The following is a 24,967-nucleotide window of genomic DNA, read 5'->3' on the forward strand; positions in this document are numbered from 1 at the left end:
GCGGTTCAGCCGATCTGAGCGTTCTTGGAGACGGTCACCTGGTCGATGTCGGAGGTCCGCACGGTGACGGAGACCTGCCAGTCGCCGGCCATGGGGATCTGCACGCCGTTCGCGGCCCAGTGCCCGGTGGTGACGTGGTCGGGGGCCACGGGAAGCGGCCCGATCTTCTTGGCGGCGAGGGTGAAGGCGACCTTCACCTCGGGGACGTCGAAGGCCCGGCCGTTGGGGCGCTGGACGTAGACGTGCATCTCGTTGCTGCCCACGGTCGCGGGGTCGAGGTCGACGCGGACGACGCCCTTGCCGTCCGTGCCGCCGGTGTCGAACGACATGTCGAGGGTCAGTGCGCCAGAGGAGGAGCTAGACGCCGAGGAGGACGAGGAGGACGAGGAGGCTGCCTTGGCGTCCTGTTCGGTACGGCCGGGCTCGGTCTGTGTCAGTACGGTCGTGACGGCGAGCAGCACGACGGCGACCCCGGCCTCGGCGAGCACCGAGCGGCGCAGGCCGAAGCGGTGCGGGTCGGCGTCGCGGAGGCGCTTCTGCCGGGCGGTGTCCATGGCGGACTGCTGGCGGGCGAGTTGGGCGGCGCGCTCGGGGGCGTCGTCGGCGGACACGACCTTGCCGGATACGCCGGATACGCCGGATGCACCGGATGCACCGGAGACGCCGGTGCCGGCCTTGGCGGGCGCCTCCTTCGTGGCGGCGGACGCCTTGACCGTCTCCCTCTCCTCCTCCGCCTCTTCCTCGGCCTGTCCCTCAGCCTCAACCTCGGCCTCGGTCTCTTCCTCCGTCTCCGTCACCGCCGCGTTCGCGAGCCGCCCCGTCCACCGTCGCGAGATGGACGCGATGCCGACGAGCAGCACCACGAGCCCGATCTTGACCAGCAGCAGCTCGCCGTAGGCCGTGTCGGTGAACGCCGACCAGGAGCCGAGCTGGCGCCAGGACTGGTAGATGCCGGTGCCGACCAGGGCGAGCACCGATCCGAAGGCGACGCGGGAGAAGCGGCGCACGGCGGCGGACTCGACGGGGGTGTCGGCGGGCGCCCGGTAGAGGGCGACCAGCAGGGCGGTGAGGCCGCCCAGCCAGGCGGCCACGGCGAGCAGGTGGACGACGTCGACCGGCATCGCGATGCCCGGCTGGAGCCCGGTCGAGGCATGCTCGGCCATGGCCCAGCTCGCCGCGAGCCCGGCGGCCACGACAGTGCCGCCGATGGCGAGCCCGAAGGTCAGGTCGCGCTTCTCCTCTTCCTCCTCGCGCTTGTCGTACGCGCCGAAGAGGACGGCGATGAACAGCGCGGCCGCCGCGAGCAGCAGCAGCCGGGAGACCAGGGCCGCCCCGGCCTTGGTCTGCAGGACCTGGCCGAGCAGGTTGAGGTCGAAGATGTCGCCGACACTGCCGGAGGTCGTGTAGGAGCCGCGCAGGAGCAGCAGCCAGAGGGTGGCGGCGGTGAGCGTCAGCCAGCCGCCGACGACAAGGCGCTGCATGGCCCGCACCCCGGAGCCGCGCTGCCAGCAGGCGAGGACGAAGGCGGCGCCGCCGACGAGCACGATGTACCCGGCGTACGACATGTACCGCCCGAAGCCGTACAGCCAGCCGACGACCCCGCCGCCCACGTCCTGGTCCGGGACGGAGGCGACGGTCTTGGAAGGCGTGCCCACGGAGAAGGTGAAGGCGCCGCCGACGGGGTGGCTGTCGGCGGAGACGACCTGGTAGGCGACGGTGTACGTGCCCTTGCCGAGCCCGCTCTTGAGCTGCACGGCGTAGGTCGTGCCGCTCAGGTTGGTCGGCTTGCGCAGGTCGACCCGCTTGCCCGCGGGGTCGAGGACCCGCAGGGAGTTGTCGTTCATCGACACGTTCTCGGAGAACGTGAGCGAGACCTGGTCGGGCGCCTTGGGGACCACCACCCCCTGGGAGGGGTCGCTGCCGGTCAGCGCGGCATGCGCGGAAGCCGGCCCGGCGCCGGCCAGCAGCGCGCCGGTGACGGCGAGGAACAGCAGCACCAGGGTGCGCAGGCGGGGCGTGATGGTCCGCGTCAAGGTCGGTCCCTCCCTCAGTGTCCGGTCGACGGGTTGTACGTGGCGGACTTCACCGGCATCTCGACGGTGAGCGGACCGGATTCGGCGAACTTGAGTTTCAAGGTGATCGTGTCGCCCTGTTCCGGGCGGCGCTTCAGCTTCTCGAACATCAGATGGTTGCCACCGCTTTTGAACACGAGTTGACCGTGTGCGGGCACCTCGAAGGAGGTGACCTCCTCCATCGCCCCGCCGTTGGTCTCGTGCATGGTGATCTCACCGGCGGAGTCACTGGTGACGGACGTCAGCTCGTCCTTCGTGCCGCCTTTGTTGGTGATCGTCAGGAATCCGGCGGCCATGTCGGCGGAGACCGGCTGGGGCATGTAGGAGGCGCCGACGGACAGTTCGGCCCCCGAGGAGCCCGAGGAGCCCGAGGAGCCCGAGGAGCCCGAGCCGCCGCAGCCCGCGAGGGCCAGCGCCCCCGTGATCGCTATCCCGGTCAGAGCGAGGCGCTTTCCGGGCTTGACGGCCCTGACGGGCTTCACGGGTTCTCTCCCTTGATCAGCTTGGGGAGGTCCTTGGTGTAGTCGTCGACGGTGGCGTCCTCGCCGTAGAGGACGTATCCGCCGTCGGTCTCCGGCGAGAACGCGATGACCTGGGTGCCGTGCACCGAGACGACCTTGCCGGTCTTCTTGTCCTTGTGGGTCGGCTCGATGGAGATGCCGAGGGTGCGGGCGCCGGCCTGGATGGTGGCGAAGTCGCCGGTCAGTCCGACGAAGCTCGGGTCGATGCCCTTGAGCCACTTGCCGAGCTCGGCCGGGGTGTCCCGCGCCGGGTCGGTGGTGACGAACACGACCCGCAGCTTCGCCTGGTCGGCCTTGGACAGCGCCTTCTTGGCCACCGCGAGGTTGTTCATGGTCAGCGGGCAGACGTCGGGGCAGTGCGTGTAGCCGAAGTAGATCAGCGTCGGCCTGCCCTTGGTCGCCGCGCGCAGGTCGTACTTCTCGCCGTGGGTGTCGGTGAGCACCAGGTCCGGCTTCTCGAACGGCGTGTCCAGGATGGTCGCGGCCTTGTTCGAGGTGTCCCCGGAGACCACGGTGACGGGTGACTTGGCGTCGTCGTCGCCGCTGCCGCAGGCGGAGAGGGTCAGGGTGGCGGCGGCGAGCAGCGCGGCCGCGGCGAACGTCTTCTTGCGCATACGAAAATGTCCCAGATGTGAGAGATCCGGCGCGCACCGGGGGGCCGGACGACAGCCGTACGACAGCTGCGACAGCGTCGCACGACCCCCTGTGCGCGTTACGGACGAGGGGCTCAGGCCTCGGTACCGGTGGTGGACCGGCGGCGGCCGGCGAGGACGCCGTAGGCGACCCCGGCCGCGCCCACGGCGATGCCTACGACGCCGAGGACGCGGGCGGTGGTGTCACTGCCGCCGGAGGAGCCGGAGTCGTCGGACGTGGTGGTCTCGGTCCTGGCCGAGGTCTCCTCGGCCGTGTCCTCGGCTGTGGCGGACCCGTGGTGGTCGCCGGTGGCGGCGGACAGCGCGAGGACCGGGGCCGGGTTCTCCGGCTCGTCCTGGCCCTCCTGCTGGACCTCGATCCAGCGGACGACCTCCTTGTTCGAGTACGTCTGGATCGCCTTGAAGACCAGCTCGTCGGTGTTCTCGGGCAGGGCGCCCACGGAGAGCGGGAACTTCTGGAAGTAGCCCGGCTCGATGCCCTTGTCCTCGGCGGTCCAGGTGACCTTGGTGACCGCCTGGTCGATCTTCTCGCCATGCATCTCCAGCGGCTTGGCCAGCTTGGACTTGGTGACCTCGATCTTCCAGCCGGCCATCGGCTGCGGCATCACGGAGGCCACCGGGTGGTCGGTGGGGAAGTTGACCTCGACCTTGGTGGTCGAGGCGTCGTCGCGCTCGTTGGGGACCTTGAAGTCGATGACCGCGTAACCGCCCTTGGCGGCGGTGCCCTCGGGCTCCACGCTGACGTGCGCGAACGCGGGCGAGGTGACGGCCAGTACGGCGGTACCCGTGACGGCGGCGACGGCGGCGATACGAGAGGCCTTCATGGCGGAAGCCTTCATGGCAGGGAGCACTCCACTCCGAGTGAGTTCTGTCGTTGAGGGGGCGCGTGGGGAGCCGAAAGCCGAAAGCGGCCATCGGAAACGGCACGCGCGTGTGCCGCACGACGGCGGCAGGCCCCTCCGGATCCGGGCAGAGACCCCGGGGAGTGCTCTGGTCGCGTCGTGTCAGGCGGCGAGAACGAGTACGGCGGCGGCCGTGGGCGGCCCGCGCCGGATCACGGAGTGCTGGAGCGCGACGGTGTGCGGGACGGGCGGTACGTCCCAGGCGCTACGACGGCCACGCGCGGGCGCCTCGGGTACGGCCACGAGCCCGGCGCACAGAGCGCACGCCAGCGTGAGCGCCCCGCGCAGGGAACGGATGAGCGCCCCCTCGGCGACCCCGTGCGCCGAATCGGCCGACAGCTGGATCAGTCGCAGCAGTGCCAGGTCGCCCCGGCGCAGCAGCCATCCGGCCACGACGGCCGCGAGGACGTGTCCGAGCAGCATGGGCACGGAGGGCAGCAGCGAGGCGGAGGCCCCGGTGGCGTCCGCGGCATGGGCCGCCCCGCTCGTACCGGTGGCCGGAACGGAGGTGCTGAGATGCGCGTCCGCGAGGATCTTGTACGCGTGGGCGGGGCTGATCTGCGCGGCCCCGGCCCCGCACACCAACCGCGCGGCCCGCTCCACCAGCGAGGCGTCACCGGTGGACATCGACGTCATGGAAGTCATGGACGACATCGATGACATGGAGGACATGGACATCGAGCCGCCGGACATCACGGAGCCGCCGTGCTGACCGAGCCCGAACAGCGTGTGGAGCACCGTCTGCAGCACCGCGAGCAGGGCCACGATCCCCGGCAGCGAGCGGGCCCGGCCGGTCAGCGGGGCGACGAGCGCCAGGGTGCCCAGGAAGCCCGCGCCGAGCGTCCACAGCGGAACGGTCGCGCAGGAGGCCAGGGTGTGCCCCGCCGCGGCCAGCACCACACAGAGCGCGGCGAACACCGCGGCCCGCAGGAGCCGCAGTCCGCTTCCGGTGCGCGCCGCGCGCGGGTGGGGGGCAGTCATGGCGCGCTCATCATCGCACCGGACCCCTGCCCGCTTTACGTCAGGTCCAGAAGATTCCGTTACGTACGGAAGCGCTGAGAGGACCCGGACGGACGGGAGCGGTAAGGACCGGACAGAAGGTGATCGAGAGAAAGAACCGAAAGATCATCCTTGTGACGAACCACCCGCTCATACACCGAAACCTCCCCCCGCGCATCCCCCGGATGGGCGTTCTCACATGAACGGAGTGCTTACACCCGCGCACGGGTGGCAATAGGTATCGGTATGTCGAGCCGCGGCCAGGAGGCTGGAGCATGAGCATCTGGTGGTCACTCCATCTGCGGCGTGAGGCCGCGAGCGTGCCGCTCGCCCGCAGGCTGCTGATCGGCACGATGGAGACGGCGGGCGTCGACCCCGACATCTCCTACGACCTCTCCGTCGCCCTCAGCGAGGCCTGTGCGAACGCCGTCGAGCACGGCGGGGCCGGCCGTACCTCGGAGGCGTACCGGGTCACCGCCTACCTGGACGGCGAGAAGTGCCGTATCGAGGTGGCGGATTCGGGGCCGGGGCTCGGTCCGGGGTTCGCCCGCACCCAGGGCGTCAGACCCGCCCGTCCCGACGCCGAGCACGGGAGAGGTCTCTGTCTCATCAGAGAACTCGCGGATCACGTCCACATCGGCAACAAGCCGGGCCGCGGCGGCACCGTGGTCAGCTTCGACAAGATCCTCAAGTGGAAGAAAGATCCTTCTCTGCTTTCGGCATGACCCTCGCCCCCGCATAACACCCGCGCTAGGGTGCGCGCATGATTCTCAGAAAGATTAAAGAAAGCCTGCTCCTGCCCGGGGTGATATTGCGTCCCATTGCCGTCGGCGACGCGAAAGCGCTGTGCGCCGCATACGTCGGCAACCGAAGGCATCTCGAACCCTGGGAACCGCTCAGACCCGAGTCCTTCTTCACCGTCGAGGGGCAGACCGAGCGCATCGATGGCCTGCTGGGACAGGCCGCCGACGGCCTCCTGGCCCCCTGGATCATGGAGTCGGCCGAGGACGGCCGGATCGTCGGCGCGATCACCCTTTCCGGAATTTCCCTGGGTCCTTTCTGCAGTTCCTACGTCGGCTATTGGGTGGCCGGTGATCAGCAGGGCCGTGGTCTGGCCACCGCCGCCCTGGATCGGGTCTGCGAGATAGCCCGGGATGTCGTGGGACTTCACCGGATCGAGGCGTCCACCCTGATCGAGAACACGACGTCCCAGCGCGTGCTGAAGAAATGCGGGTTCGAGACGATCGGGGACGCGCCGCAGTATCTGCACATCAATGGAGAATGGCGGGACAGCCGGCTGTTCCAGCGGATCCTGCACGACCGCGCCCCGGCTCTGTGACCAGCGGCTTCCCGACGGGTTCAGCTTCCTGGGCGTTCACAGGTCGTTGCCAGCTCCCGCCCATGCCCCTGACAAACGGCGTTCATAGCTTCGTCGGCCATGACGGGAAACCACAAAAACACGTCGATCACCCGCCGCCGCGCCCTCGCGGTCTCCGGCGGCACGGTGGCGGCCGGCGGCCTCGCGGTCGCCGGCTTCCAGTCGGCCTTCGCCGACACGACCGACACCAGTACCGATGCGGATGCCACGGCCTCCGCGAGTTCCACCAGCAGTGAGTGCATGACGCTGATGAGCAGCGTCACGGAAGGGCCGTACTACCTCGATGGTGCCTTGGTGCGCAAGGACATCACCGAGGGCAAGGCCGGCGTTCCGCTGACCCTGCGGTTGACCGTCGTGGACGCCACCGACGGCTGCACTCCGGTCAAGGGCGCCGCGGTCGAGATCTGGCACTGCGACGCCTGGGGCTACTACTCCGGCTACACCACCGCCAACCCCGGCGGCTCCGCCCCCGCGGAGAGCGAGGAGGGCGACTCCGCCAACGACAACACCTACCTGCGCGGCTACCAGATCGCCAACGCCAACGGGGTCGTCAAGTTCGAGACGATCTTCCCGGGCTGGTACACCCCGCGCACCTGCCACATCCACGTGAAGGTGCACACGGGCGGCGAGAAGGAGGACGGCACCTACGAGGGCGGCAAGGTCAACTACACCGGCCAGCTGTTCTTCCCCGACGACATCGCCGAGGAGATCTTCACGCTCGAGCCCTACTCGAAGCACACCGGCGACTACACGGTCCTCGCCAACGACATGGTGTACGACGGCGGCGGCGCCTCCAGCGGTCTGCTGACCCTGAAGGCCGTGCACAAGAAGGACCCCTCGAAGGGCTACAAGGGCTCCCTGACCCTGGGCGTCGACCCGGACGCCGAGAACACGGGCGCCGGCAGCGGCGGCGGGGGCACCCCGCCGAGCGGCGCCCCGACGGGCGCCCCGCCGAGCGACAGCGCCTCCCCTTCGGCCTCCGCCTCCTCATAAGGTAAGGGACATGACAAGCCGCGAGGATGACGCGCTGGCGCAGGCCGCCGTGGCCGCGCTCACCGGTCAGCTGGCCCTGGCCCCCAAGCCGGGCCTGCCCGACCCCCGTGACCTGGACGCCCGCAGCACGCGCCGGGAGCACGACAGTCTGCGCTGGTCGGCCAGGGCGCTGGCGCCCGGCCTCGCGGCGATGGCCGCCTCCGCCCGCCGTACCGGCGAAGCCACGCCGGTGCTGCGGGCGGAACTGGGCGCGATCGGCCGGTGCACCGAGCACTCGGTCGGCCTGGCCGGCGGCGGCCACAAGGGTGCCCTGTGGGCCCTCGGCTTTCTGGTCGCCGCGGTCGCCCTGGATCCCCGGGCCAAGGCCCGCGAGATCGCCGCGAACGCACGGAAGATCGCCGCGTTCAACGACAAGGGCGCCCCCAAGCGCCCCTCCCGGGGTTCGTCGATCTCCGTGAAGTACGGCGCGGCCGGCGCCCGGGGCGAGGCCAGGGCCGGATTCCCGCACGTACGCCGGGCGTTGGACGCGCTGGCGACGGCCCGCAAGGCGGGCGCCACCGAGAACCAGGCCCGCCTGGACGCGTTAATGACGGTGATGTCCACCCTCCAGGACACCGAACTCCTCTACACGGCGGGCCCGTTGGGGCTGCGCCAGGTCCAGGCAGGGGCGCGGGAAATACTGGAGGCGGGCGGCACGGCGACAGAGGCAGGCGCGGAGGCGCTCCGCACCCTTGACGCGGACCTGCACGAAAAGGGCTGGAGCCCAAGAGGTAGTGCGGGGCTCTTGGCCGGCGCACTGTTTCTGGACGGGCTCTCTGGAGCGCCCCTTTAGGGGCGCGGGGAACTGCGCGCTCAGCCCCCACCCACCCGCAGAACGCAACGATGGCCGGGCACCCACTCAGGTACCCGGCCATTCACATCACACGTCAGCCCTTAAGAGAACCCATCCACGCCTCAACCTCGTCCGACCGCCGGGGCAGCCCCGCGCTGAGGTTCCGGTTCCCGTCGGCCGTCACCAGGATGTCGTCCTCGATCCGGACTCCGATCCCCCGGTACTCCTCCGGCACGGTGAGGTCGTCGGCCTGGAAGTACAGCCCCGGCTCGACGGTCAGCACGACCCCCGGCTCCAGGACGCCCTCCACATACGTCTCGGTCCGCGCGGCAGCACAGTCGTGGACGTCGAGCCCGAGCATGTGCCCCGTCCCGTGCAGCGTCCACCGGCGCTGCAGGCCCAGCTCCAGCACCCGCTCCACCGGCCCCTCCACGAGCCCCCACTCGACGAGCCGCTCGGCCAGCACCCGCTGCGCGGCATCGTGGAAGTCGCGGTACTTGGCGCCCGGCTGCACCGCCGCGATCCCGGCCTCCTGGGCGTCGTACACGGCGTCGTAGATCTTCTTCTGGATCTCGCTGTACGTGCCGCTGATCGGCAGCGTGCGCGTGACGTCGGCGGTGTACAGGCTGTGCGTCTCGACGCCGGCGTCCAGGAGGAGCAGGTCGCCGGAGCGCACCGGGCCGTCGTTGCGGACCCAGTGCAGCGTGCAGGCGTGCGGGCCGGCCGCGCAGATCGAGCCGTAGCCGATGTCGTTGCCCTCCACGCGCGCGCGGAGGAAGAACGTGCCCTCGATGTAGCGCTCGCTGGTGGCCTCGGCCTTGTCGAGGACCTTCACGACGTCCTCGAAGCCGCGGACCGTGGAGTCGACGGCCTTCTGCAGCTCGCCGACCTCCCACTCGTCCTTGACCAGCCGTGCCTCGGAGAGGAAGACCCGCAGCTCCTCGTCGCGCTCGGCGGTGACCTTGTCGGTCAGCGCCTCCTGGATGCCGGCGTCGTACCCGCGTACGACCCGCACCGGGCCGGTGGCCTCGCGCAGCTTGCCGGCCAGCTCGCGCACGTCGGCGGCGGGGATGCCGTAGAGCGCCTCGGACTCGGTCAGCGAGTGCCGGCGGCCCACCCACAGCTCACCCTGCCCGGAGAGCCAGAACTCGCCGTTCTCGCGGTCGGAGCGGGGCAGCAGGTAGACGGTGGCCACATGGCCGTCGTCCTTCGGCTCCAGGACGAGTACGCCGTCCTCGGTCTGGTTGCCGGTGAGATAGACGTACTCGACCGACGCCCGGAACGGGTAGTCCGTGTCGTTCGAGCGGGTCTTCAGGTTGCCGGCCGGGATCACCAGGCGCTCGCCCGGGAAGCGGGCGGACAGCTCGGCGCGGCGGCGGGCGGTGTGCCCGGCCTGCTCGATGGGCTTGAGATCGTGCAGCTCCGTATCGGCCCAGCCGGACTTCATGCTCTCGGCGAGCTCGTCGGACACGCCCGGGTACAGGCCGTTCTTGCGCTGCTTGATCGGCTCTTCCGACTCGGTCTCCGGGGTCTCCGGAGTCTCCGGGGTGAGCTCGTCGGACACGGTCATCCTCCTCGACACTGCAGTGAATCCCGTCCATCGTACGGTCGTACCGAACGGCGTCCCAGGGACTTGGGGCCCACAGCGGTGTGAGGTGTGTCCGCCTCTGCCTTTCTGACTGACCGATCAGTCGAACCGGGCCGCCAGCAGGACCACGTCCTCCTCGCTGTCGGCCTCGTCCAGGCCGTCCGGCAGCACCGTGCGCAGGACGTGGTCGGCGATCGCCCCGGGGTCGTGGCGCAGCGAGCGCGGGATGCTCGCGGCGGCGGTGTGCAGCCGGGCGAAGGCGCGGTCCATGGGGTCGCCGGTGCGGTGCAGCAGCCCGTCGGTGTAGAGGAGCACCGTTTCGCCGGCCTCGGCCTGGACCTCCACGCTGGGCGCCTCCCAGCAGGCGAGCATGCCCAGCGGAGCGGACACGGAGGTCTCCGCGAACTCGGTGCGGTGCTCCCCGATCAGCAGCGGCGGGCTGTGGCCGGCCCCGGCGAGGGTGACCTTGCGCAGTGCCGGCTCGCAGTAGGCGAACAGGGCGGTGGCGGAGCGGGCCGGTTCGGTCAGCCGCAGCAGCAGTTCCAGGTCGGAGAGGACCGCGACCGGGTCCTCGCCCTCCATCACGGCGTACGCCCGCAGGGAGGCGCGCAGCCGGCCCATCGCGGCGACCGCGCTCGGCCCGGAGCCGGTGACCGAGCCGACGGCGAGGCCCAGTGCGGCGTCGGGCAGCGGCAGCGCGTCGTACCAGTCGCCGCCGCCGCGCGGGCCGGTGCGGTGCCGGGCGGCGAGCTGGACGCCGGCCACCCGGGGCAGCCGGGAGGGGAGCAGCTCCTCGGCGATGGTCGTCATGCACGCGCGCGTGCGCTCCACCTCCAGCAGCCGGGCCAGGTGTTCGGCCGCGTACCGGACGTACAGGCCGACGAGGTGGCGCTGGCGCTCGTGCGGCTCGGCGGGCTCGTCGTACAGCCAGGCGACCGCGCCGAGCCGGTCGGCCGCGTCGGTGACGAGGGGGAGTGCGTAGCTGGCGGCGTAGCCGAGGCGGGCGGCGACCTCGCGGTGGCGCGGGTCGAGGCCGTCCTCGGCGAACAGGTCGGGGTGCACGATCTCGGCGGCGGCCCCGCCGTCGTACGGCAGCGCGCCGCGCGGGACGGTCTCCAGGTGACCGAGGTCCGCGCGGCCGAGGCCCAGGCCGAGCGTGGTGTGCGGGCCGAGTCCGTCGGCGGGCTCCAGTGCCACGAGACCGCGCCGGGCGCCCACGAGGGCGGCACCGGCGCGCAGGAGTTCCTGGAGGGCCGGCTCCAGAGTGCCGGTCCGGGCGAGCCGTTCGGTCAGTTCATGGAGGGTGGTGAGGTCGGAGACCCAGCTGGCCAGCCGGTCCTGGAGGACGGTGCCGGGCGCCGGGGCGGCGGGGGTCTTCGGGACGGGAGGTGCGGCCGGGGCGGGGGGTACCGGCGCGACAGTGTGTGCGGGCGTGGGAACCGTTGAATCGATTCCAGCCACTTTCGGAGGGTGCGGGGCGTTCATCGCGTCCGGCTTTCAGACCTGTGCGTATTGCTCAAAAGCATCGCAAACCCCCATGTCTTTCTGCGCCGCTAGCAGTGTCTCCACATGTACACGCACTCGTGAGGAGATGTCCAGCATTGTCCTGCCGGGATTCCTGGTGTCCGTGGGCCTCTTGGGGTCTTGCCGAGGTCTTCTCCCGGACGACTTGCGCAAAAGCAAAGTTGGCTTAAAACTGACTCGGGTATCGGTTCATTGCGGTCGACTGGCCTTGCTCCACAGAGCGTCACAGCGGTCGTGATGGGTACGTACTCGGAGAAGGCCAGGGGTGGTTGGGGACCACCCGGAACCTGGCGACGGACCCGGGCGTCTTAACCACCGACGACCGTGCCCCATCCTCCCGTGGCGGAGGCGGAGAGAAACACTCGGAACGGCAAAACGCCAGACTTCGCCACCCCCACGCCGTGGCCGTGCTTTTGATAGACGCAGTACGAGCAGTACGACGCAGTTCTTGTGAACGCGGGCGCGGTCCCCGCTCGACCCCCAGGGGTTCCCCTTGCCCAGGGCAGGGGTGTGATGCGCCAACAGGTACGCACAGTGAAGTGATCGACACATGATGTGATGTGGTCCACGGTGTTGCCAGCGGTGCAACGGAAAGGAACGAGCGCTCATGCGCGAGATCCTCGGAAGGCGACGCAGGCTCCTGTCCAGGCGGAACGACAAGGGGCCTGAGTTTCTCGGCGCGGCCCTGACCTTCGCGACGGAATGGCAGTGGCCCGTACTCCCGGGCGTGGCTCCCGACCCTCAGGGGCGGGCCCGGTGCGCGTGTCCCGACCCCGAGTGCACGGTGCCCGGTGCACACCCCTTCGACCCCGGCCTGCTCGCCGCCACCACCGACGAGCGCATGATCCGCTGGTGGTGGGGCAACCGGCCGACGGCCCCGATCGTCCTCGCCACCGGAGCCGCCGGCGGGACGGCGCCCTGTGCGGTCAGCCTGCCCGCCCTCGCCGCTTCCCGCGCCCTCGCCCTCCTCGACCGCCGCGGCATGCGGCTCGGTCCGGTGGTGGCCGCGCCCACCCGCTGGGCGCTGCTCGTCAAGCCGTACTCCATGGAGCAGTTGGGCGAGCTGCTCTACGCCAAGGACTTCGTCCCCGGCTCGCTCCGCTTCCACGGCGAGGGCGGCTACCTCGCCCTGCCGCCCTCCGAGACCGGCCAGGGCGCCATCCGCTGGGAGCGGGCCCCGCTGCCCGGCTCGGCCAAGCCCTGGGTGCCCGATGTGGAGGCCGTGGTGGACGCCGTGGTCGACGCCCTCACTCGTACGGGTGTGAGCGCACCCGAGTTGTAAGGGTGTCGGGCGCGAGAACACGGCTTGTCGCGTCCGCCTGGTTACTCTCCGCACATGCTGCGTAATTCTGGGGGCCGTCCCTCAGACCCCCGACTACGTCTGCTCGCCCTCGTGGGCGTCATGGTGAGCGCGGTCGTGCTGCCGCTGACCGTGGCGTCCGCGGGACAGGTGGGCGACGCCGCCGTACACCCCGCCCGGCACGACGACGAGAAACTGCCGGCGCCGGTCCGGTCCCCGCTGGTGCTCGGTCTGGGCCTGGCCACGGCTGCCCGCTGCGGTCCCGAACTCACCTCGCCCGACGGCGTCGAGGCGCAGACCTGTGTGATGGCCCAGGGTGCGGACACCTGGGCGCGCACCTACTACCGCAACGCCACCGGGGCGGCCCTGGAGGCCGTGCTGAGCCTGCTGGGCCCGCACGGCCGCACCGTGCAGACGCACTGCGCGGCGGACGCCGACGACGAGCCAGCCACCTGTGAGACGCCCCGGGAGCACACCCGGGGCACCCTGGACGCCTACACGGCCGTCACGGAGTTCGCGGCACGCGGCGGCGACGGTCCCCTGCTGCTGCGTTCCGCGAGCAACTCGGGAGACGGCTCCGGGGACTCGTCCGCGGACAACTCCCAGCGGTCAAGCGGGAGTTGACGAATCGCTACGGTCCGTACACCGGACGCGGGCATGAAAAGGCCCGGTTGCTGGCGACGGGGGATGCACCAGCAACCGGGCTACTGAGACGGTAACAAGAGATCGGCGGTTCGCAAATTCGATCTCGGCTATTCGGACACGTATTTGCTTGCCGTGTAGGGAAGTTGTGACAGGAGTCACCCGCTTCGACGGGCCTGGTGCGGCTGACCGACCGGTCAGCCGCACCCCTGTGTCCGCGCTGATCGTCAGCTGAGCGTGACCTGTCGGTTGGTCAGTCCGCCGCGGGCCCGCCGCTCGTCCGCCGTGAGCGGTGCCTCCGAGGCCAGGGCGGTCGCGAGGCGCTCGGCGAACTCGGCGGCCGGCTTCTCCACGTCCTCCGCGCCGACCCCGCTCGGCAGGTCCCAGACCGGCACGGTGAGACCGTGGGCGCGGAAGGAACCGACCAGCCGGGTGCCCTCGCCGAGGCTGGACCGGCCCGCCGCGTGCAGCCGCGCCAGAGCGTCCAGAAGCTGCTCCTCGGGATACGGCATGACCCACCGCAGATGGTTCTTCTCGGGCGTCTCGCACCAGTAGGCGGAGTCGACGCCGGTCAGCTTCACCGTCGGGATGGCCGCCGCGTTGGCCCGCTCCAGGGAGGCGGTCACGTCCGGGGTGGCGTTCTCCGCGTCCTGCACCCAGAACTCGAAGCCGTCGTGCACAACTGGCTCGAACGGGCCCTTCGGGTCGAGCAGGTCCTGCAGCCGGGGGCTGTCGGCGGGGGCGCGGCGGCCCTGCACCGGGGTGCCCGGCTCGGCGGCGAGGGCCCGCTGCAGGGTGTCGGCGAGGTCGCGGCTGATGTCGCCGGACGCCGTGTCGTTCTGCAGGCCGAGCAGGACCGTGCCGTCGTCGCGGCGCAGCGCCGGCCAGGCCATCGGCAGCACCGTGGCGAGCGTGACCGAGGGGACGCCCTCGGGCAGACCGTCCTTCAGGGTCAGCTCGACCGTGGCGGCGGGGACCAGCTCACGCAGCGCCACCCAGTCGCCCTCGCCCGCCAGCCCCTCGAACGGGCGGTGCACCAGCTCGGTCGCCGCGTGCGCCGCCGCCCGGCCGTGGCACGCCTTGTAGCGGCGGCCGCTGCCGCAGGGGCAGGGTTCACGGGCACCGACAACCGGAATGTCTCCATCAGCGCCTCCGGCGCGGGCCGCATCGCTGAGCTGCGGCCGCGTGGCCGTCGTCTGGGGTCGCTTCTTGGCCATCTGGGTGTCTCCCGGTTACGGCTCGTCTCGTACGGGCGGGAGCCTAGCCGTTCATGCCCTGGGTCACGGGAACCTGTGGACGGAGCCGCCGTCGCGTATCCGGTCGGTCCAGGTCGGTCCGGTCTGTCCGGTCGGTCCAGCCCGGTCAGTCGAGGTCGTCGAACGCGTCCGCGAAGTCCAGGTCGGCCATCTCCGGGACCGACGGCCCCGAGGGCGCGATGACGCGCGTAGCGAAGGCGTCTCGGCGGTCCCGGGTGTTCCCGGTGTCAGGATCACGCACGTCCTTGTGGACCACGACCCAGACCGTCACCTCGCCCCGGGCGTCGTCGCGGACACCCCAGTCGTCGGCCAGGGCCGTGATGATGTTCAGCCCGCGGCCGCCGTGTGCCGTGACCGACGGGGTCATGGGAGCCGGGCGGGTCGGACCACCGCCGTCCGTCACCTCGACGACCAGCCGGCCGCGCGTGTCGACCTGCCAGGCGGCCCGGACGTCGCCGTCCCCGGCCAGCGCGTCGCCCAGGGGGCGCCCGTGCTTGCAGGCATTGCTCAAAAGTTCGGAAAGGATCAGTACGGCATCGTCGATGACCGATTCCGATAGACCACCCGTGCGCAACTGATCGCGCATACGGTGCCGCGCCTTCCCCACGCCCGCAGGGCCATGGGGTACGGCCATGCTCGAAGACGTGGGCACCTCCTGTGCCACCACCAACGCCACCCCCGAGACCTCCTTTGCCCCACGCCACGGTGTGGATGCCCCATCGGCCTGAACCGGAAACCGGCCAATGAATGTCCGGTGACGCATTCGCAACCAACGAATACATGCCGAACGCGCCGGAGCACTCCCTGTGACGGGTCGTCGCCATATCCCCCAGATACGGCTTCGTGTGGCTGGATTTCGATGGTATGGCCGAGAAGTGAGGATGCTGTGGGCGGGCTGTCGGGTCAAGAGGTGCGGGGTGTCCTTACTTGACTCTTTATCTGAGCCCTGATCAGGACAGCTCCGGATTTACCGTCCCCGATGCCCCCGTCACCCGTGACCCGTCACCCCTCGCAGTCCTTCACCGCCCCAGTCGGTCCAGCACCGCCGCCGGCCGGTTGGTGATGATCGCGTCGATGCCGAGCTCCACGCACAGGTCCACGTCCTCCGGCTCGTTCACCGTCCACACGTGCACCCGGTGGCCGTTCCGCTTCAGCCGCTCGACGTAGGCCGGGTGATTGCGCACGATCCGGATCGAGGGCCCCGCGATCCGCACCCCGGCCGGCAGCCGCCCGTCGCGCAGCCGCGGCGAGAGGAACTGCAGCAGATAGACCGTCGGCAGCGTCGGCGAGGCCGCCCGCACCCGGGCCAGCGACCGCGCGGAGAAGCTCATGACCCGCACCGGCGACTCGGCGGGGGCGGCCGGAGCGTCCAGCCCGAACCGCTTGAGCAGGACCAGCAGCCGCTCCTCGACCTGCCCCGCCCACCGCGTGGGGTGCTTGGTCTCGATCGCCAGCTCCACCCGCCGGCCGGCGTCCGACACCAGCTCCAGCAGCCGCTCCAGCGTCAGTACGGAGGTGTCCGCGCGGTCCTCGGGCCGGAACTCCCAGTCGGGCTCCTCGTCCCGCCCGTGCCAGGCCGGGCCCTTCTTCCACGAGCCGAAGTCCAGGGCGGCCAGGTCCGCGAGCTCCAGGGCCGAGACCGCGCCCCGCCCGTTGGACGTACGGTTGACCCGTCGGTCGTGGACGCACACCAGATGGCCGTCGGCGGTCAGGCGTACGTCGCACTCCAGGGCGTCGGCGCCGTCCTCGATGGCCTTCTTGTACGCGGCCAGAGTGTGCTCGGGGGCGTCCTCGGAGGCCCCGCGGTGCGCGACGACCTGGATGCGATGCTGTGGTGCGTGGGTCACCGCGTCATGGTGCCACCGAGCGGGGGTACCTGGGGGCACCCTGCATGCCGGTAAAGGGAACTTTTGTCGGACAGGCCCTATATAAAGGTTGTCCGTGTACCCACAGCCACCGCTTATGGTGCTCTGACGGCCTGTGGGAAAAGCTGACGGCATACAAAAGCACATGCACAGCTGAATCGCGCCGGAGCGACAGCAAGCGTGAAAGAGCGTGACCGAGTGCGACCGAGAAGAAAAGCCGTGGACCGAGGAGAGAAGTTGTGAGCACCGAGAACGAGGGCAACCCGGTACCTCCGGCCCCGTCCGCACCTCCCGTGCCGCCGACGTCTCCCGCTGCCTCGCTGCAGGCTGCTGCGTCCGACGGCGGGGAAGCACCGACCGCACCGATCCCGCCGGCGCCGCAGGGCGCGCCCGCGAGCGACCCTTACGGGACCGCACCGCAGGCCCCCGAGAGCTCCTGGCCGCCCCCGCCGCCCGCGACCCCCTCCTACGCGGACGCCGGTGCGGGTGCGGGTGCCGCCTGGGGCTCGTCGTACGACCAGCAGTACCAGCAGTATCAGCAGCCCCAGCCGTTCCAGCAGCCGCAGCTCGCGCCGAAGAAGGGCAGCGGGCGGGGCGGTCTGATCGCCGCCGTCCTGGTGGCCGCGCTGGTCGCGGGCGGCATCGGCGGCGGCCTCGGCTACACGCTGGCGAAGAACAACGACGACAGCGGCTCCACGACCATCTCGTCCTCCAGCGGTGGAGCCACCCAGGTCAAGCGTGCCGCCGGCACCATCGCGGCGGTCGCCCAGAACTCGCTGCCCAGCACGGTCACCATCGAGTCCGAGTCGACCAGCGGCGAGGGCGGCACCGGCACCGGCTTCGTCTTCGACAAGCAGGGCCACATCATCACCAACAACCACGTGGTGGCGGACTCCCTCGACGGCGGCAAGCTGACCGCGACGTTCCCGGACGGCAAGAAGTACGACGCCGAGGTCGTCGGCCACGCACAGGGCTACGACGTCGCGGTGATCAAGCTCAAGAACCCGCCGTCGGACCTGAAGCCGCTCGCCCTGGGCGACTCCGACAAGGTGGCCGTCGGCGACGAGACGATCGCGATCGGCGCCCCCTTCGGCCTGTCCAACACGGTCACCACGGGCATCATCAGCGCCAAGAACCGCCCGGTCGCCTCCAGTGACGGCAGCTCCACCAGCAAGGCGTCCTACATGAGCGCCCTGCAGACCGACGCCTCCATCAACCCGGGCAACTCCGGCGGGCCGCTGCTCGACGCCTCCGGCGCGGTGATCGGCATCAACTCCGCGATCCAGTCCGCCTCCAGCGGCGGTCTGGGCAGCACCGGGCAGTCGGGCTCGATCGGCCTCGGCTTCGCCATCCCGATCAACCAGGCCAAGTACGTGGCCCAGCAGCTGATCAAGACCGGCAAGCCGGTCTACGCGAAGATCGGTGCGTCGGTGTCCCTGGAGGACGGCACCGGCGGCGCGCAGATCACCGACTCCGGCTCGGGCGGCTCCGCCGCGGTCGAGTCGGGCGGCCCCGCGGACAAGGCCGGCCTCAAGCCCGGCGACGTCATCACCAAGCTGGACGACTCGGTGATCGACAGCGGCCCGACCCTGATCGGCGAGATCTGGACCCACAAGCCCGGCGACAAGGTCGCGATCACCTACAAGCGGAGCGGCAGCGAACACACGGTCACCGTCACCCTCGGCTCCCGCGTCGGCGACAACTGACCCGCACACGCCCGCACGAACCGGTTACTCTGTTCCCCGCGCCGATCTCCGTCGGCGCGGGGTGGGTTGCCCGAGCGGCCTAAGGGAACGGTCTTGAAAACCGTCGTGGCGCGAGTCACCGTGGGTTCAAATCCCACACCCACCGCGTGACGCTTACGGCCCCTGACCAGGCAAGACGGTCGGGGGCCGTTGTCCGAGGCCCGGGCCGGAGCGGTTGTCATTTCAGGAAGTAGCCGGCCAGGCCTACCAGCGTGATGGTGGCGGTGAAGGCGCCTCCCGCCGTGTACCAGCGCTTGGATTTGCGCATGTGCGGCGCGCCCGTGGCGGGGTTGACGCCGCTGGTCGCGTGGTACGCGCCCAGAGCCGAAGCGGTCGCGCAGACCACTCCGAAGCTGACCCAGCCGATCCGGACGGCACTCGGCGCCCCGGCCGGAAGCCCCAGTGAGGCAGCGACGGCTGCCACATTGACCAGCGTGCCCACGAAGCCGCTGCCCGCCGGCAACAGGGCCATGCCGGCCGGGGCGCCATCGGCCACGGCCAGGCGAAATCCGAAGAGGCTGATCATCAGCGCGACGAGGATGAAGATCCCGTACAGCGCCGGTGCGACACTGGACACGATGTGCCCCCAGAGGTGTGATCCGGCCGAGGGTTTGAGGGCATGCCGAAGGAGTGCCGTCAGGGCGGTCCGAGACCCCCAAACCGTGTTCCATAGAATACGCACTAATGGAACGATGGGGAATGAATGGAGGTGAGAGCTGATGGCCGGACGCCGTGAGGAGCCGTTGTCCTCCCACATCTCACCTGCACAGCGCCTATTCGCGCAGCGCCTGCGCGATCTGCGCAGGCCGGCGGGGCTGACGCACGCCGAGATCTCGAAGCGGACCGGATACAGTGCGCCCTCGCTCTCCCGGATCCTGAGCGGGGCACGTCTGCCCAAGGCCGAGCTCCTGTCCGACCTGCTCCGGGTGCTCGACGCCGGGCCTGACGACACGCGAGAGATCCTGGACCTGTGGAGCCGTGCCCACATCGAGCAGCGTGAGCGTGACACCACGGCATCCGGCGACGAGGGGCATCCGGCCGACGAGTTGAGGAACGCGCTCGACGAACTACGGGTCGGTGCGGGGCAGCCGAGCGTGCGTCGCATCGCGGAAGAGGCGCGCCTGTCGCCGACGACCGTTCACCGGGTGTTCCGCGACCCTGAAGAACGCCCTGATCAGGTGTTCCAAGTGGCTCTGACGTTGGCGCAGTTGCTACCGCCCGAGATCGTCGACCGGAACGGCGGGCTGATCAAGGTGCAGGAGGCCCTCAGCCGTGTGCGTCGTGCTTCGGCCACCGGGCAGGACCGCATCATCGACCAGGAAACCGACGGGCAAGCGGGGGACCCAGTGAGTGACAACCGCGTAATCCTCGTGGAGTTGCCGGACGGCACCCCTGTGTGGGCGCGTGTCTCGGGCGGACAGGAGTTGGCCGCGGCCGGGTCGTACGGCGACTCCGGCTACTCCGACGGCTTCTCCGTGCGAGTGGAGAATCTCCGGCCGCTGTTCACCGGGGTGGCCGGGTCGATCGCCGAAGCGGCGCGTGCGGCGCGGCCGGACGAGCTCACCGTCCAGTTCGGCATCGAGCTCGCGAACAAGGGGGGCAGGGTCGTCGGCATCCTCGCCGACGGGGTGAGCAAGGGCGCGATCGCTGTCACGCTCACCTGGCAAGGCGGTCCTCCGCAGGCGCAGGCGGACGGTGAGAGCCAGGTCTGACCCGGCGGGGAGACGAGGCGCAGGCCGGCACTCCGCGAGCGGAGGCGGACGAGACGGCAACCGGCCCTGCCCCGCCGACCGTCAGGGGCGGGAGAGGTCGTGGGGCAACTCGCAGGCGTCGTCCCGCAGGTGCAGCCTGCGGAGATCCTGGACCGGGCCGGCAGGGAAGGGATGCAGCACCCACTTGGAGCGATAACCGGCCTCGCCGTGCTCCGCGAGCACTTGCTGAGCGGCGTCGAGAACGGCGTGGGCGAACACCGGACGCGGATGCACCGATCTCCACCTCACCGTGCCATCGGAATCCGGTAGGCCAGGACTGACCGCGACGTCGGCGAACTCGTAGATGGTCACCTCGACCGATCTGTCCGTCGCGCGGAGAACCCAGCGGAGTTCCCGCGGCTCAGCGTCGAAGAAGAACCGGGCGGTGTGCCGCTGCCCGTACAGACTGCCCGTGCAGGCCACGAGGTCCGCCAGCGCGTCGGTGCAGTAGCTGACGGTCAGCGACACCTTCCGGGATCCCTCGGTCAGGTGGCATCTCGCCCAACCGTGGTCCCTCAGTTCCCACTTCAGACGGAAGGCGGCCCCTGACGCCTGCTGTGTCGGCACCGTCGCAGCTTACTGGCGACTACCTGATCCGAGCCTGGGAAGGCCGGGTGGCCGGCCGTCCGAGGACTCCCCGGCGAGAGGCGGAGCTGCCCCGCAGTGGTTCTGACGCGTCCGGATACGATCCCCGGCCATGAAGCGTTCGATGATCGCGCTGGTCAGCGCAGGAGCAATCACGCTCGCCATAGGCGGGTACGCCGTCGGGGCAACGCGTACTGACGGCGCATCCGTGCGGTCCGCCACGTGCGAGCAGGCCAACAAGGAGTTCACGAGACGGGCCGGGCAGGTCCGGAAGCAGAAGGAACGGGAATTCCACGACGAGGACTTCCTCAATTCCGTCAATCCGGACATGGAATCGGCGCAGGTGAAGATCCTCGGGCTGATCGTGGAGCAGAATCCGACCTGTTTCGGCGCGGGGACGCGTGCGACAGCGGCGTATCTGCAGCAGCACCGGACCGAGGGCGAGGAGGACGCTGCCGCGTGCGAACTCACCGGCGTCCCCGCCAAGGACTGCTCGATCGCGGTCGACTGAAGCGGGCGAGTGCACGGCGGATTCATGCCGGGTTCCGGCTGCCCGTACGGCCGGGATGGGAAGGTGTCGGGCATGCGTTCAGCCGACTGGTACCTGACCGACGACGTCGACGACTTCCTCGCTCGGGCGGGGGACTTCCTGCGCTCGCGTCCCGGCCTGCACGTCATGCAGTTGACGTGGGCCGAGAGGGTACGGGTGCGTGGGGCGGAGGCGTTCGGCGCCGAGGCCCCCGTCTTCGGCGTGCTGGAGCAGGCGGGCGAGGCCCGCGCCACCTTCTACCGCCTTCCGCCCCGCGGCTTGGGCCTCTCCCCGCTCACGCCCGAGCAGGCGGACTCCCTCGCCGCCCGTCTGGCCGCCCTCGGGCACTCCCTTCCCAGCGTCAGCGCGGACCACGGCACGGCTACCGCTTTCGCCGAAGCCTGGCAGCGGCACACCGGCGCGACGCCGAGACTCCGCGGCACGCGGCTGCGCCTCTACCGCCTCGGCACGCTCACCCCACCGGACCCGCTGCCTGCCGGCCAAGGCCGTGTCCTGGGCGAGCAGGACCTGGAGCAGACCATGTTCTGGTGCGCCGAGTTCGCCAGGGCCGTCGGGGAGGACGTCGCCATCGACGCCGGCACCTGGGCCGGCACCCGCTACGCCGACAAGGGCTACACGCTCTGGGAGACCCCGGACGGCACTCCCGTCTCCGTCGTGGGCCTGAACCCGATGATCGGCGGCCAGATCCAGGTGGACGTCGTCTACACCCCGTCCCACCTGCGCGGCCGCGGCTACGCGGGTGCCGTGACGGCGGAGGTCAGCCGGGCCGCGCTGGCCGCGGGCGCGCGGGACGTCGTCCTGTTCGCGGACCTGTCCAACCCCACCAGCAACGCCCTCTACCAGCGACTCGGATACGCCGGGCTCACCGACTGGGGCGTGTACGACTTCGTGTACGACTTCTCCGCAGCCGCGTCGGCAACCGCTTGAGAACTCCGCGGGGTCCGCGGGGTCTGCGGGATCAGCCGTTGCGCCAGTCGTTGATTCGCTTCTCCCACTGCCTGTCGTCCGTCGTCTCCATGAACTCGCGGCGGTTGACGAGCAGGTAGATGTCGCCCAGGGACGGGGACGCGGTGCTGAGGATGAGGGGCTTGCCGGCGTTGAGGAGGCCACCGAGGAAGCGGCCGTAGAGGTCGGTGAAGCGGGTCTCGGCCCCGGTGATGTCCGCACGGGTGAGGACGAGAGGGCTGGTGTCCGACCAGTCCGTGAGGACCAGCCGGTCGGGGTGCAGGGCGATCCGCCCGCGGCGCTGGAAGAGGGCCTTCTGGCTGACCAGTGCCGCGGCCTTGTCGGCTCCCTGCTTGCGGCTGAGTTCGCCGGCGGTGGCCGCGATGTAGTCGGCTTCGGCAAGGGGGGTGTCGTTGGTGCTCATGTGATTCTCCTGGTTCTCCGGTGGTTGTGGAGTGGGTGAGGGGTACGGCCGGGTCATGACACGGTCAGGGAAATGCGCTGGTGCAGGCGGTCCGAGGCGCTGCCGATGCTGAGGGTGAACGTCCCCGGCTCGACGACGGTGCGCAGCTGCTCGTCCACGAGGGTGAGGTCCCGGGCGGCCACCACGGGGAACGACACCGTGACCCGCTCTCCCGCAGCCACCCGCCTCTTGGCCACGCCCCGCAGCCGGATGCGCGGCAGGGAGACGCTCGCCAGGTCGTCGGTCACATACAGCTGCACGACCTCGGTACCGGCCCGCTTGCCCGTGTTCGTGATGTCGACGTGGAGGTGGGTCCGGCCGTCCTGCGTGATGTGCGAGTCGTCCAGCCGGATGCCGCTGTAGCGGAAGGTGGTGTAGCCGCGGCCCGATCCGAACGCGTGCAGGGGCGTGGAGGGCATGTCGATGTAGGCGTCCGCGTCGGCACGGGCGTGCTTCTGGTCGTAGGTCAGGGGCAGCTGGCCGACGTCGCGGGGGAAGGTGACGGGGAGGCGGCCGGTCGGCTCGCTACGGCCGAACAGCGTCTCCGCCACCGCCCGGCCGCCCGCCTCGCCGGGCAGCCAGGCCACCAGCAGCGCCGGCAGGTGCGCCGTGGCCCACGGCAGGGCCAGGGCGCGGCCGGTGACCACCACCGCGACGGTCGGCGTGCCGGTGGCGTGGACCTCTTCGAGCAGCTGCTGCTGTACGCCGGTCAGGGCGAGGGACGCGGTGTCCTTGAGCTCGCCGTCGGTACGGTCCGGTGAGAAGTAGCCGCCGCTGGTCTGCTCGCCCACGACGACCACCGCGACGTCCGCGTCCCGGGCCGCGGCGCGCGCGGCGGCGAAGCCGGAGGTGTCCGCTCCGGTGACGGCGCAGCCGCGTTCGTACCGCACCCGGACCCGGTCGCCGAGCAGGCGGGTCAACGCCTCGCGGATCGAGGGGGTCTCGTGCAGCGCGGGGTAGGCGTTGTACTCGCCGAGGAGATTGAGCTTGTTGTCGGCGTTGGGGCCGATCAGCGCCACCGTACGGACCCGGTCGGCGGCCAGCGGCAGCAGCTCGCCCTCGTTCTTCAGCAGCACCATCGACTCACGTGCCGCGCGCAGCGCCAGGGCCTTGTGCGGTGCGCAGTTGACGACTCGTTCCGCCCGGGCGGCGTCGACGTACGGGTTCTCGAACAGGCCCAGGCGTTCCTTGAGGGTCAGGACGCGTCGTACGGCCCGGTCGAGCAGGGCCTCGTCGACCCTTCCCTCCCGTACGGCCGCGGCCAGCTGGTCGAGGTAGATCTCGTCCCAGGCCAGGCTGATGTCGACCCCGGCGCGCAGTCCCAGCCCCGCCGCCTCCTGTGCTGTGGCCGCCACGTGTTCGCGGATCAGGCTGCGCAGGTCGTTGCCGATCACCACGCCGTCGAAGCGCAGTTCGTCCCGCAGGAGGTCGGTGAGGTACTTGCGCGAGCCGTGCACGACCAGTCCGTCGATGGTCTGCTCGCTGGCCTCGGTCATCAGGGCGCCGGCCTCGGCGAAGCCCACCCGCCACGGCTCCAGGTGGGTCTGGCGGAAGGCACGCTCACCGATCTCGACGGAACTGGTCTCCAGGCCGCCGACGTTGGGGGACTCCATGGGGAAGGTGACCAGGGACGTGACCACGGACTCGTCGGACGTGAGGCCGCCGCCGGCGCCCTGCACGGCCGGCACCAGCGCACCGACGAAGGCGGCCGTCAGGTACGGGTCCTCGCTGAACGCCCAGATCCCCCGGCCGTAGCGCGGGTCGCGGTTCAGCTCCGCGGTGATGGTGCTCAGCGCGTGGATCCCCACCGCGCGGGCCTCCCGGGCCACCGCCGCGTACACCTGGCCGATCAGTTCCGGGTCGAAGGTCGCGCCGAGCGCCAGCCCCTCCGGGAAGATCGTCGAACCGGGGCCCAGGGAACCGTGTGTGCCCTCGCTGATCTCCAGCAGCGGAATGCCGAGCCGGGTGTCACGGGCGAGGCGCTGGAGCCGGTTGTGCTGTTCGGCCTGCTCGCGTGGCGTGAGCGGATGCGGTACCTCGACAGAACCGGAGAGGGTCTGGTTGACCAGGCCGAAGAAACCGCCGCCCGGGCCCAGCCGGAGCTGCCCGGCGCCCGTGCCGACCACGGTCCTGCCGCGTACGTACGCCTCCCGGTTCGCGACCGTGCCCGTCGGGTCCGTGGAATCGCCGAGCAGCTCCTGCGGGAGACAGACCGGGATGTTCAGCTGGGCGATCTTGTCGGCCAAGGTCATGCGGGCCAGCAGGGCTTCGACGCGCCGGGAGGCCGAGCCGCCCGCCGGTTGGTCCGACGCCGGGCGTGCACCTGTCGCCGGGCGTGCACCCGTCGCCGTCGTCGGGGCCGGCGATGCGGCCGGGGTCCGGGCCGGGGCCGACGACGGCAAG

24 protein-coding genes and 1 tRNA gene are annotated in these 24,967 nt (G+C 70.6%); 11 read left to right on the plus strand and 14 right to left on the minus strand.

Translation table 11 applies throughout. The features are described 5' to 3' along the window. Positions 1-5 precede the first annotated feature (5 nt). From KVT45_RS09205 to KVT45_RS09225, 5 genes are all read right to left on the minus strand, one after another. Positions 6-2,033 carry a copper resistance CopC/CopD family protein gene (locus tag KVT45_RS09205; protein WP_217546007.1) on the minus strand — a complete coding sequence of 676 codons (2,028 nt, stop codon included), beginning with the start codon at positions 2,031-2,033 and terminating at the stop codon, positions 6-8. 14 nt (positions 2,034-2,047) lie between these two features. Next, on the minus strand, positions 2,048-2,554 hold the full coding sequence (locus tag KVT45_RS09210) for a copper chaperone PCu(A)C (protein ID WP_308310684.1): 507 nt from the start codon (positions 2,552-2,554) through the stop codon (positions 2,048-2,050). After that, positions 2,551-3,207, minus strand: coding sequence for an SCO family protein (locus KVT45_RS09215; RefSeq protein WP_217546008.1), 657 nt, complete (start codon positions 3,205-3,207; stop codon positions 2,551-2,553). Before KVT45_RS09215 ends, KVT45_RS09210 begins: the two co-directional genes overlap by 4 nt. Positions 3,208-3,320: 113 nt before the next feature. Then, positions 3,321-4,070, minus strand: coding sequence for a YcnI family protein (locus KVT45_RS09220; RefSeq protein WP_217546009.1), 750 nt, complete (start codon positions 4,068-4,070; stop codon positions 3,321-3,323). 180 nt (positions 4,071-4,250) lie between these two features. Next, a complete protein-coding gene (locus KVT45_RS09225; RefSeq protein ID WP_217546010.1) occupies positions 4,251-5,129 on the minus strand; it encodes a hypothetical protein in 879 nt (292 codons plus the stop codon). A gap of 293 nt (positions 5,130-5,422) precedes the next feature. On the opposite strand from KVT45_RS09225, the gene KVT45_RS09230 reads away from it, so the two are divergent. The 4 genes from KVT45_RS09230 (at position 5,423) to KVT45_RS09245 (ending at position 8,350) form a co-directional block, all read left to right on the plus strand. Continuing rightward, the gene (locus tag KVT45_RS09230) at positions 5,423-5,872 is read left to right on the plus strand and encodes an ATP-binding protein (RefSeq protein ID WP_217546011.1); all 450 of its coding nucleotides are present in this window, start codon (positions 5,423-5,425) and stop codon (positions 5,870-5,872) included. A 38-nt stretch (positions 5,873-5,910) separates the two neighbouring features. Then, complete coding sequence (locus tag KVT45_RS09235; RefSeq protein ID WP_217546012.1) at positions 5,911-6,486, plus strand: GNAT family N-acetyltransferase; 576 nt, start codon at positions 5,911-5,913, stop codon at positions 6,484-6,486. A 99-nt stretch (positions 6,487-6,585) separates the two neighbouring features. Continuing rightward, the gene (locus KVT45_RS09240; RefSeq protein ID WP_217546013.1) at positions 6,586-7,518 is read left to right on the plus strand and encodes an intradiol ring-cleavage dioxygenase; all 933 of its coding nucleotides are present in this window, start codon (positions 6,586-6,588) and stop codon (positions 7,516-7,518) included. Positions 7,519-7,528: 10 nt separating this feature from the next. Continuing rightward, positions 7,529-8,350 carry a triphosphoribosyl-dephospho-CoA synthase gene (locus tag KVT45_RS09245; RefSeq protein WP_217546014.1) on the plus strand — a complete coding sequence of 274 codons (822 nt, stop codon included), beginning with the start codon at positions 7,529-7,531 and terminating at the stop codon, positions 8,348-8,350. A 94-nt stretch (positions 8,351-8,444) separates the two neighbouring features. Here the strand turns inward: KVT45_RS09245 and KVT45_RS09250 are convergent, their stop codons facing one another. Continuing rightward, positions 8,445-9,914: an aminopeptidase P family protein gene (locus KVT45_RS09250; RefSeq protein WP_217546015.1), complete on the minus strand. Its 1,470-nt coding sequence runs from the start codon at positions 9,912-9,914 to the stop codon at positions 8,445-8,447. Positions 9,915-10,037: 123 nt separating this feature from the next. Then, complete coding sequence (locus tag KVT45_RS09255; protein WP_217546016.1) at positions 10,038-11,423, minus strand: PP2C family protein-serine/threonine phosphatase; 1,386 nt, start codon at positions 11,421-11,423, stop codon at positions 10,038-10,040. A gap of 646 nt (positions 11,424-12,069) precedes the next feature. Here KVT45_RS09255 and KVT45_RS09260 point away from each other — a divergent pair. Beyond that, positions 12,070-12,744, plus strand: coding sequence for a bifunctional DNA primase/polymerase (locus KVT45_RS09260; RefSeq protein ID WP_217546017.1), 675 nt, complete (start codon positions 12,070-12,072; stop codon positions 12,742-12,744). A gap of 54 nt (positions 12,745-12,798) precedes the next feature. Next, complete coding sequence (locus KVT45_RS09265; protein WP_217546018.1) at positions 12,799-13,386, plus strand: hypothetical protein; 588 nt, start codon at positions 12,799-12,801, stop codon at positions 13,384-13,386. 245 nt (positions 13,387-13,631) lie between these two features. Here the strand turns inward: KVT45_RS09265 and KVT45_RS09270 are convergent, their stop codons facing one another. The 3 genes from KVT45_RS09270 to KVT45_RS09280 form a co-directional block, all read right to left on the minus strand. Beyond that, complete coding sequence (locus KVT45_RS09270; protein WP_217546019.1) at positions 13,632-14,621, minus strand: DUF5926 family protein; 990 nt, start codon at positions 14,619-14,621, stop codon at positions 13,632-13,634. 145 nt (positions 14,622-14,766) lie between these two features. Continuing rightward, positions 14,767-15,423 (minus strand): ATP-binding protein, encoded by a 657-nt coding sequence (locus KVT45_RS09275; protein WP_217546020.1) that lies wholly within the window; start codon positions 15,421-15,423, stop codon positions 14,767-14,769. A gap of 256 nt (positions 15,424-15,679) precedes the next feature. Next, positions 15,680-16,507, minus strand: a complete 828-nt coding sequence (locus KVT45_RS09280; protein ID WP_217546021.1) for a glycerophosphodiester phosphodiesterase — start codon at positions 16,505-16,507, stop codon at positions 15,680-15,682. A 257-nt stretch (positions 16,508-16,764) separates the two neighbouring features. Here KVT45_RS09280 and KVT45_RS09285 point away from each other — a divergent pair, with 257 nt between their 5' ends. Together KVT45_RS09285 and KVT45_RS09290 are read left to right on the plus strand one after the other, a co-directional pair. Next, entirely contained in the window at positions 16,765-18,231 is a 1,467-nt protein-coding gene (locus tag KVT45_RS09285) for a S1C family serine protease (RefSeq protein WP_217546022.1), read from the plus strand. Positions 18,232-18,291: 60 nt separating this feature from the next. Continuing rightward, positions 18,292-18,376: transfer RNA gene (locus tag KVT45_RS09290), tRNA-Ser, on the plus strand. A gap of 72 nt (positions 18,377-18,448) precedes the next feature. On the opposite strand, the gene KVT45_RS09295 is transcribed toward KVT45_RS09290, so the two are convergent. Further along, a complete protein-coding gene (locus tag KVT45_RS09295) occupies positions 18,449-18,847 on the minus strand; it encodes a hypothetical protein (RefSeq protein WP_217546023.1) in 399 nt (132 codons plus the stop codon). A gap of 142 nt (positions 18,848-18,989) precedes the next feature. Between KVT45_RS09295 and KVT45_RS09300 the strand changes: the two genes are divergently transcribed. Continuing rightward, positions 18,990-19,982 carry a CU044_2847 family protein gene (locus KVT45_RS09300; protein WP_217546024.1) on the plus strand — a complete coding sequence of 331 codons (993 nt, stop codon included), beginning with the start codon at positions 18,990-18,992 and terminating at the stop codon, positions 19,980-19,982. An 81-nt stretch (positions 19,983-20,063) separates the two neighbouring features. Here KVT45_RS09300 and KVT45_RS09305 read toward each other — a convergent pair whose 3' ends face one another. Then, positions 20,064-20,489: a hypothetical protein gene (locus KVT45_RS09305; protein ID WP_308310685.1), complete on the minus strand. Its 426-nt coding sequence runs from the start codon at positions 20,487-20,489 to the stop codon at positions 20,064-20,066. Between the two features lie 241 nt (positions 20,490-20,730). Between KVT45_RS09305 and KVT45_RS09310 the strand changes: the two genes are divergently transcribed. Both KVT45_RS09310 and KVT45_RS09315 read left to right on the plus strand, forming a co-directional pair. After that, a complete protein-coding gene (locus KVT45_RS09310) occupies positions 20,731-21,117 on the plus strand; it encodes a hypothetical protein (protein ID WP_217546026.1) in 387 nt (128 codons plus the stop codon). Between the two features lie 72 nt (positions 21,118-21,189). Continuing rightward, positions 21,190-22,083, plus strand: coding sequence for a GNAT family N-acetyltransferase (locus KVT45_RS09315; RefSeq protein ID WP_217546027.1), 894 nt, complete (start codon positions 21,190-21,192; stop codon positions 22,081-22,083). A 31-nt stretch (positions 22,084-22,114) separates the two neighbouring features. Here KVT45_RS09315 and KVT45_RS09320 read toward each other — a convergent pair whose 3' ends face one another. Both KVT45_RS09320 and KVT45_RS09325 read right to left on the minus strand, forming a co-directional pair. Further along, positions 22,115-22,525 (minus strand): hypothetical protein, encoded by a 411-nt coding sequence (locus KVT45_RS09320; protein WP_217546028.1) that lies wholly within the window; start codon positions 22,523-22,525, stop codon positions 22,115-22,117. A gap of 53 nt (positions 22,526-22,578) precedes the next feature. Continuing rightward, on the minus strand, positions 22,579-24,816 hold the full coding sequence (locus KVT45_RS09325; RefSeq protein WP_217546029.1) for a glycoside hydrolase family 3 C-terminal domain-containing protein: 2,238 nt from the start codon (positions 24,814-24,816) through the stop codon (positions 22,579-22,581). Positions 24,817-24,967 lie beyond the last annotated feature (151 nt).

It is taken from the genome of Streptomyces sp. GbtcB6 (assembly GCF_019091475.1).
GTDB lineage: Bacteria > Actinomycetota > Actinomycetes > Streptomycetales > Streptomycetaceae > Streptomyces > Streptomyces hyaluromycini.

What these genes read in the sequence shown, in the direction of transcription:
- KVT45_RS09315 (WP_217546027.1), top strand. Translation starts at nt 21,190, where the DNA reads ATGCGTTCAGCCGACTGGTACCTGACCGACGACGTCGACGACTTCCTC.
- KVT45_RS09230 (WP_217546011.1), top strand. Translation starts at nt 5,423, where the DNA reads ATGAGCATCTGGTGGTCACTCCATCTGCGGCGTGAGGCCGCGAGCGTG.
- KVT45_RS09265 (WP_217546018.1), top strand. Translation starts at nt 12,799, where the DNA reads ATGCTGCGTAATTCTGGGGGCCGTCCCTCAGACCCCCGACTACGTCTG.
- KVT45_RS09235 (WP_217546012.1), top strand. Translation starts at nt 5,911, where the DNA reads ATGATTCTCAGAAAGATTAAAGAAAGCCTGCTCCTGCCCGGGGTGATA.
- KVT45_RS09320 (WP_217546028.1), bottom strand. Translation starts at nt 22,525, where the DNA reads ATGAGCACCAACGACACCCCCCTTGCCGAAGCCGACTACATCGCGGCC.
- KVT45_RS09310 (WP_217546026.1), top strand. Translation starts at nt 20,731, where the DNA reads ATGATCGCGCTGGTCAGCGCAGGAGCAATCACGCTCGCCATAGGCGGG.
- KVT45_RS09275 (WP_217546020.1), bottom strand. Translation starts at nt 15,423, where the DNA reads ATGCGTCACCGGACATTCATTGGCCGGTTTCCGGTTCAGGCCGATGGG.
- KVT45_RS09260 (WP_217546017.1), top strand. Translation starts at nt 12,070, where the DNA reads ATGCGCGAGATCCTCGGAAGGCGACGCAGGCTCCTGTCCAGGCGGAAC.
- KVT45_RS09270 (WP_217546019.1), bottom strand. Translation starts at nt 14,621, where the DNA reads ATGGCCAAGAAGCGACCCCAGACGACGGCCACGCGGCCGCAGCTCAGC.
- KVT45_RS09225 (WP_217546010.1), bottom strand. Translation starts at nt 5,129, where the DNA reads ATGACTGCCCCCCACCCGCGCGCGGCGCGCACCGGAAGCGGACTGCGG.
- KVT45_RS09215 (WP_217546008.1), bottom strand. Translation starts at nt 3,207, where the DNA reads ATGCGCAAGAAGACGTTCGCCGCGGCCGCGCTGCTCGCCGCCGCCACC.
- KVT45_RS09325 (WP_217546029.1), bottom strand. Translation starts at nt 24,816, where the DNA reads ATGACCTTGGCCGACAAGATCGCCCAGCTGAACATCCCGGTCTGTCTC.
- KVT45_RS09245 (WP_217546014.1), top strand. Translation starts at nt 7,529, where the DNA reads ATGACAAGCCGCGAGGATGACGCGCTGGCGCAGGCCGCCGTGGCCGCG.
- KVT45_RS09220 (WP_217546009.1), bottom strand. Translation starts at nt 4,070, where the DNA reads ATGAAGGCCTCTCGTATCGCCGCCGTCGCCGCCGTCACGGGTACCGCC.
- KVT45_RS09240 (WP_217546013.1), top strand. Translation starts at nt 6,586, where the DNA reads ATGACGGGAAACCACAAAAACACGTCGATCACCCGCCGCCGCGCCCTC.
- KVT45_RS09255 (WP_217546016.1), bottom strand. Translation starts at nt 11,423, where the DNA reads ATGAACGCCCCGCACCCTCCGAAAGTGGCTGGAATCGATTCAACGGTT.
- KVT45_RS09300 (WP_217546024.1), top strand. Translation starts at nt 18,990, where the DNA reads ATGGCCGGACGCCGTGAGGAGCCGTTGTCCTCCCACATCTCACCTGCA.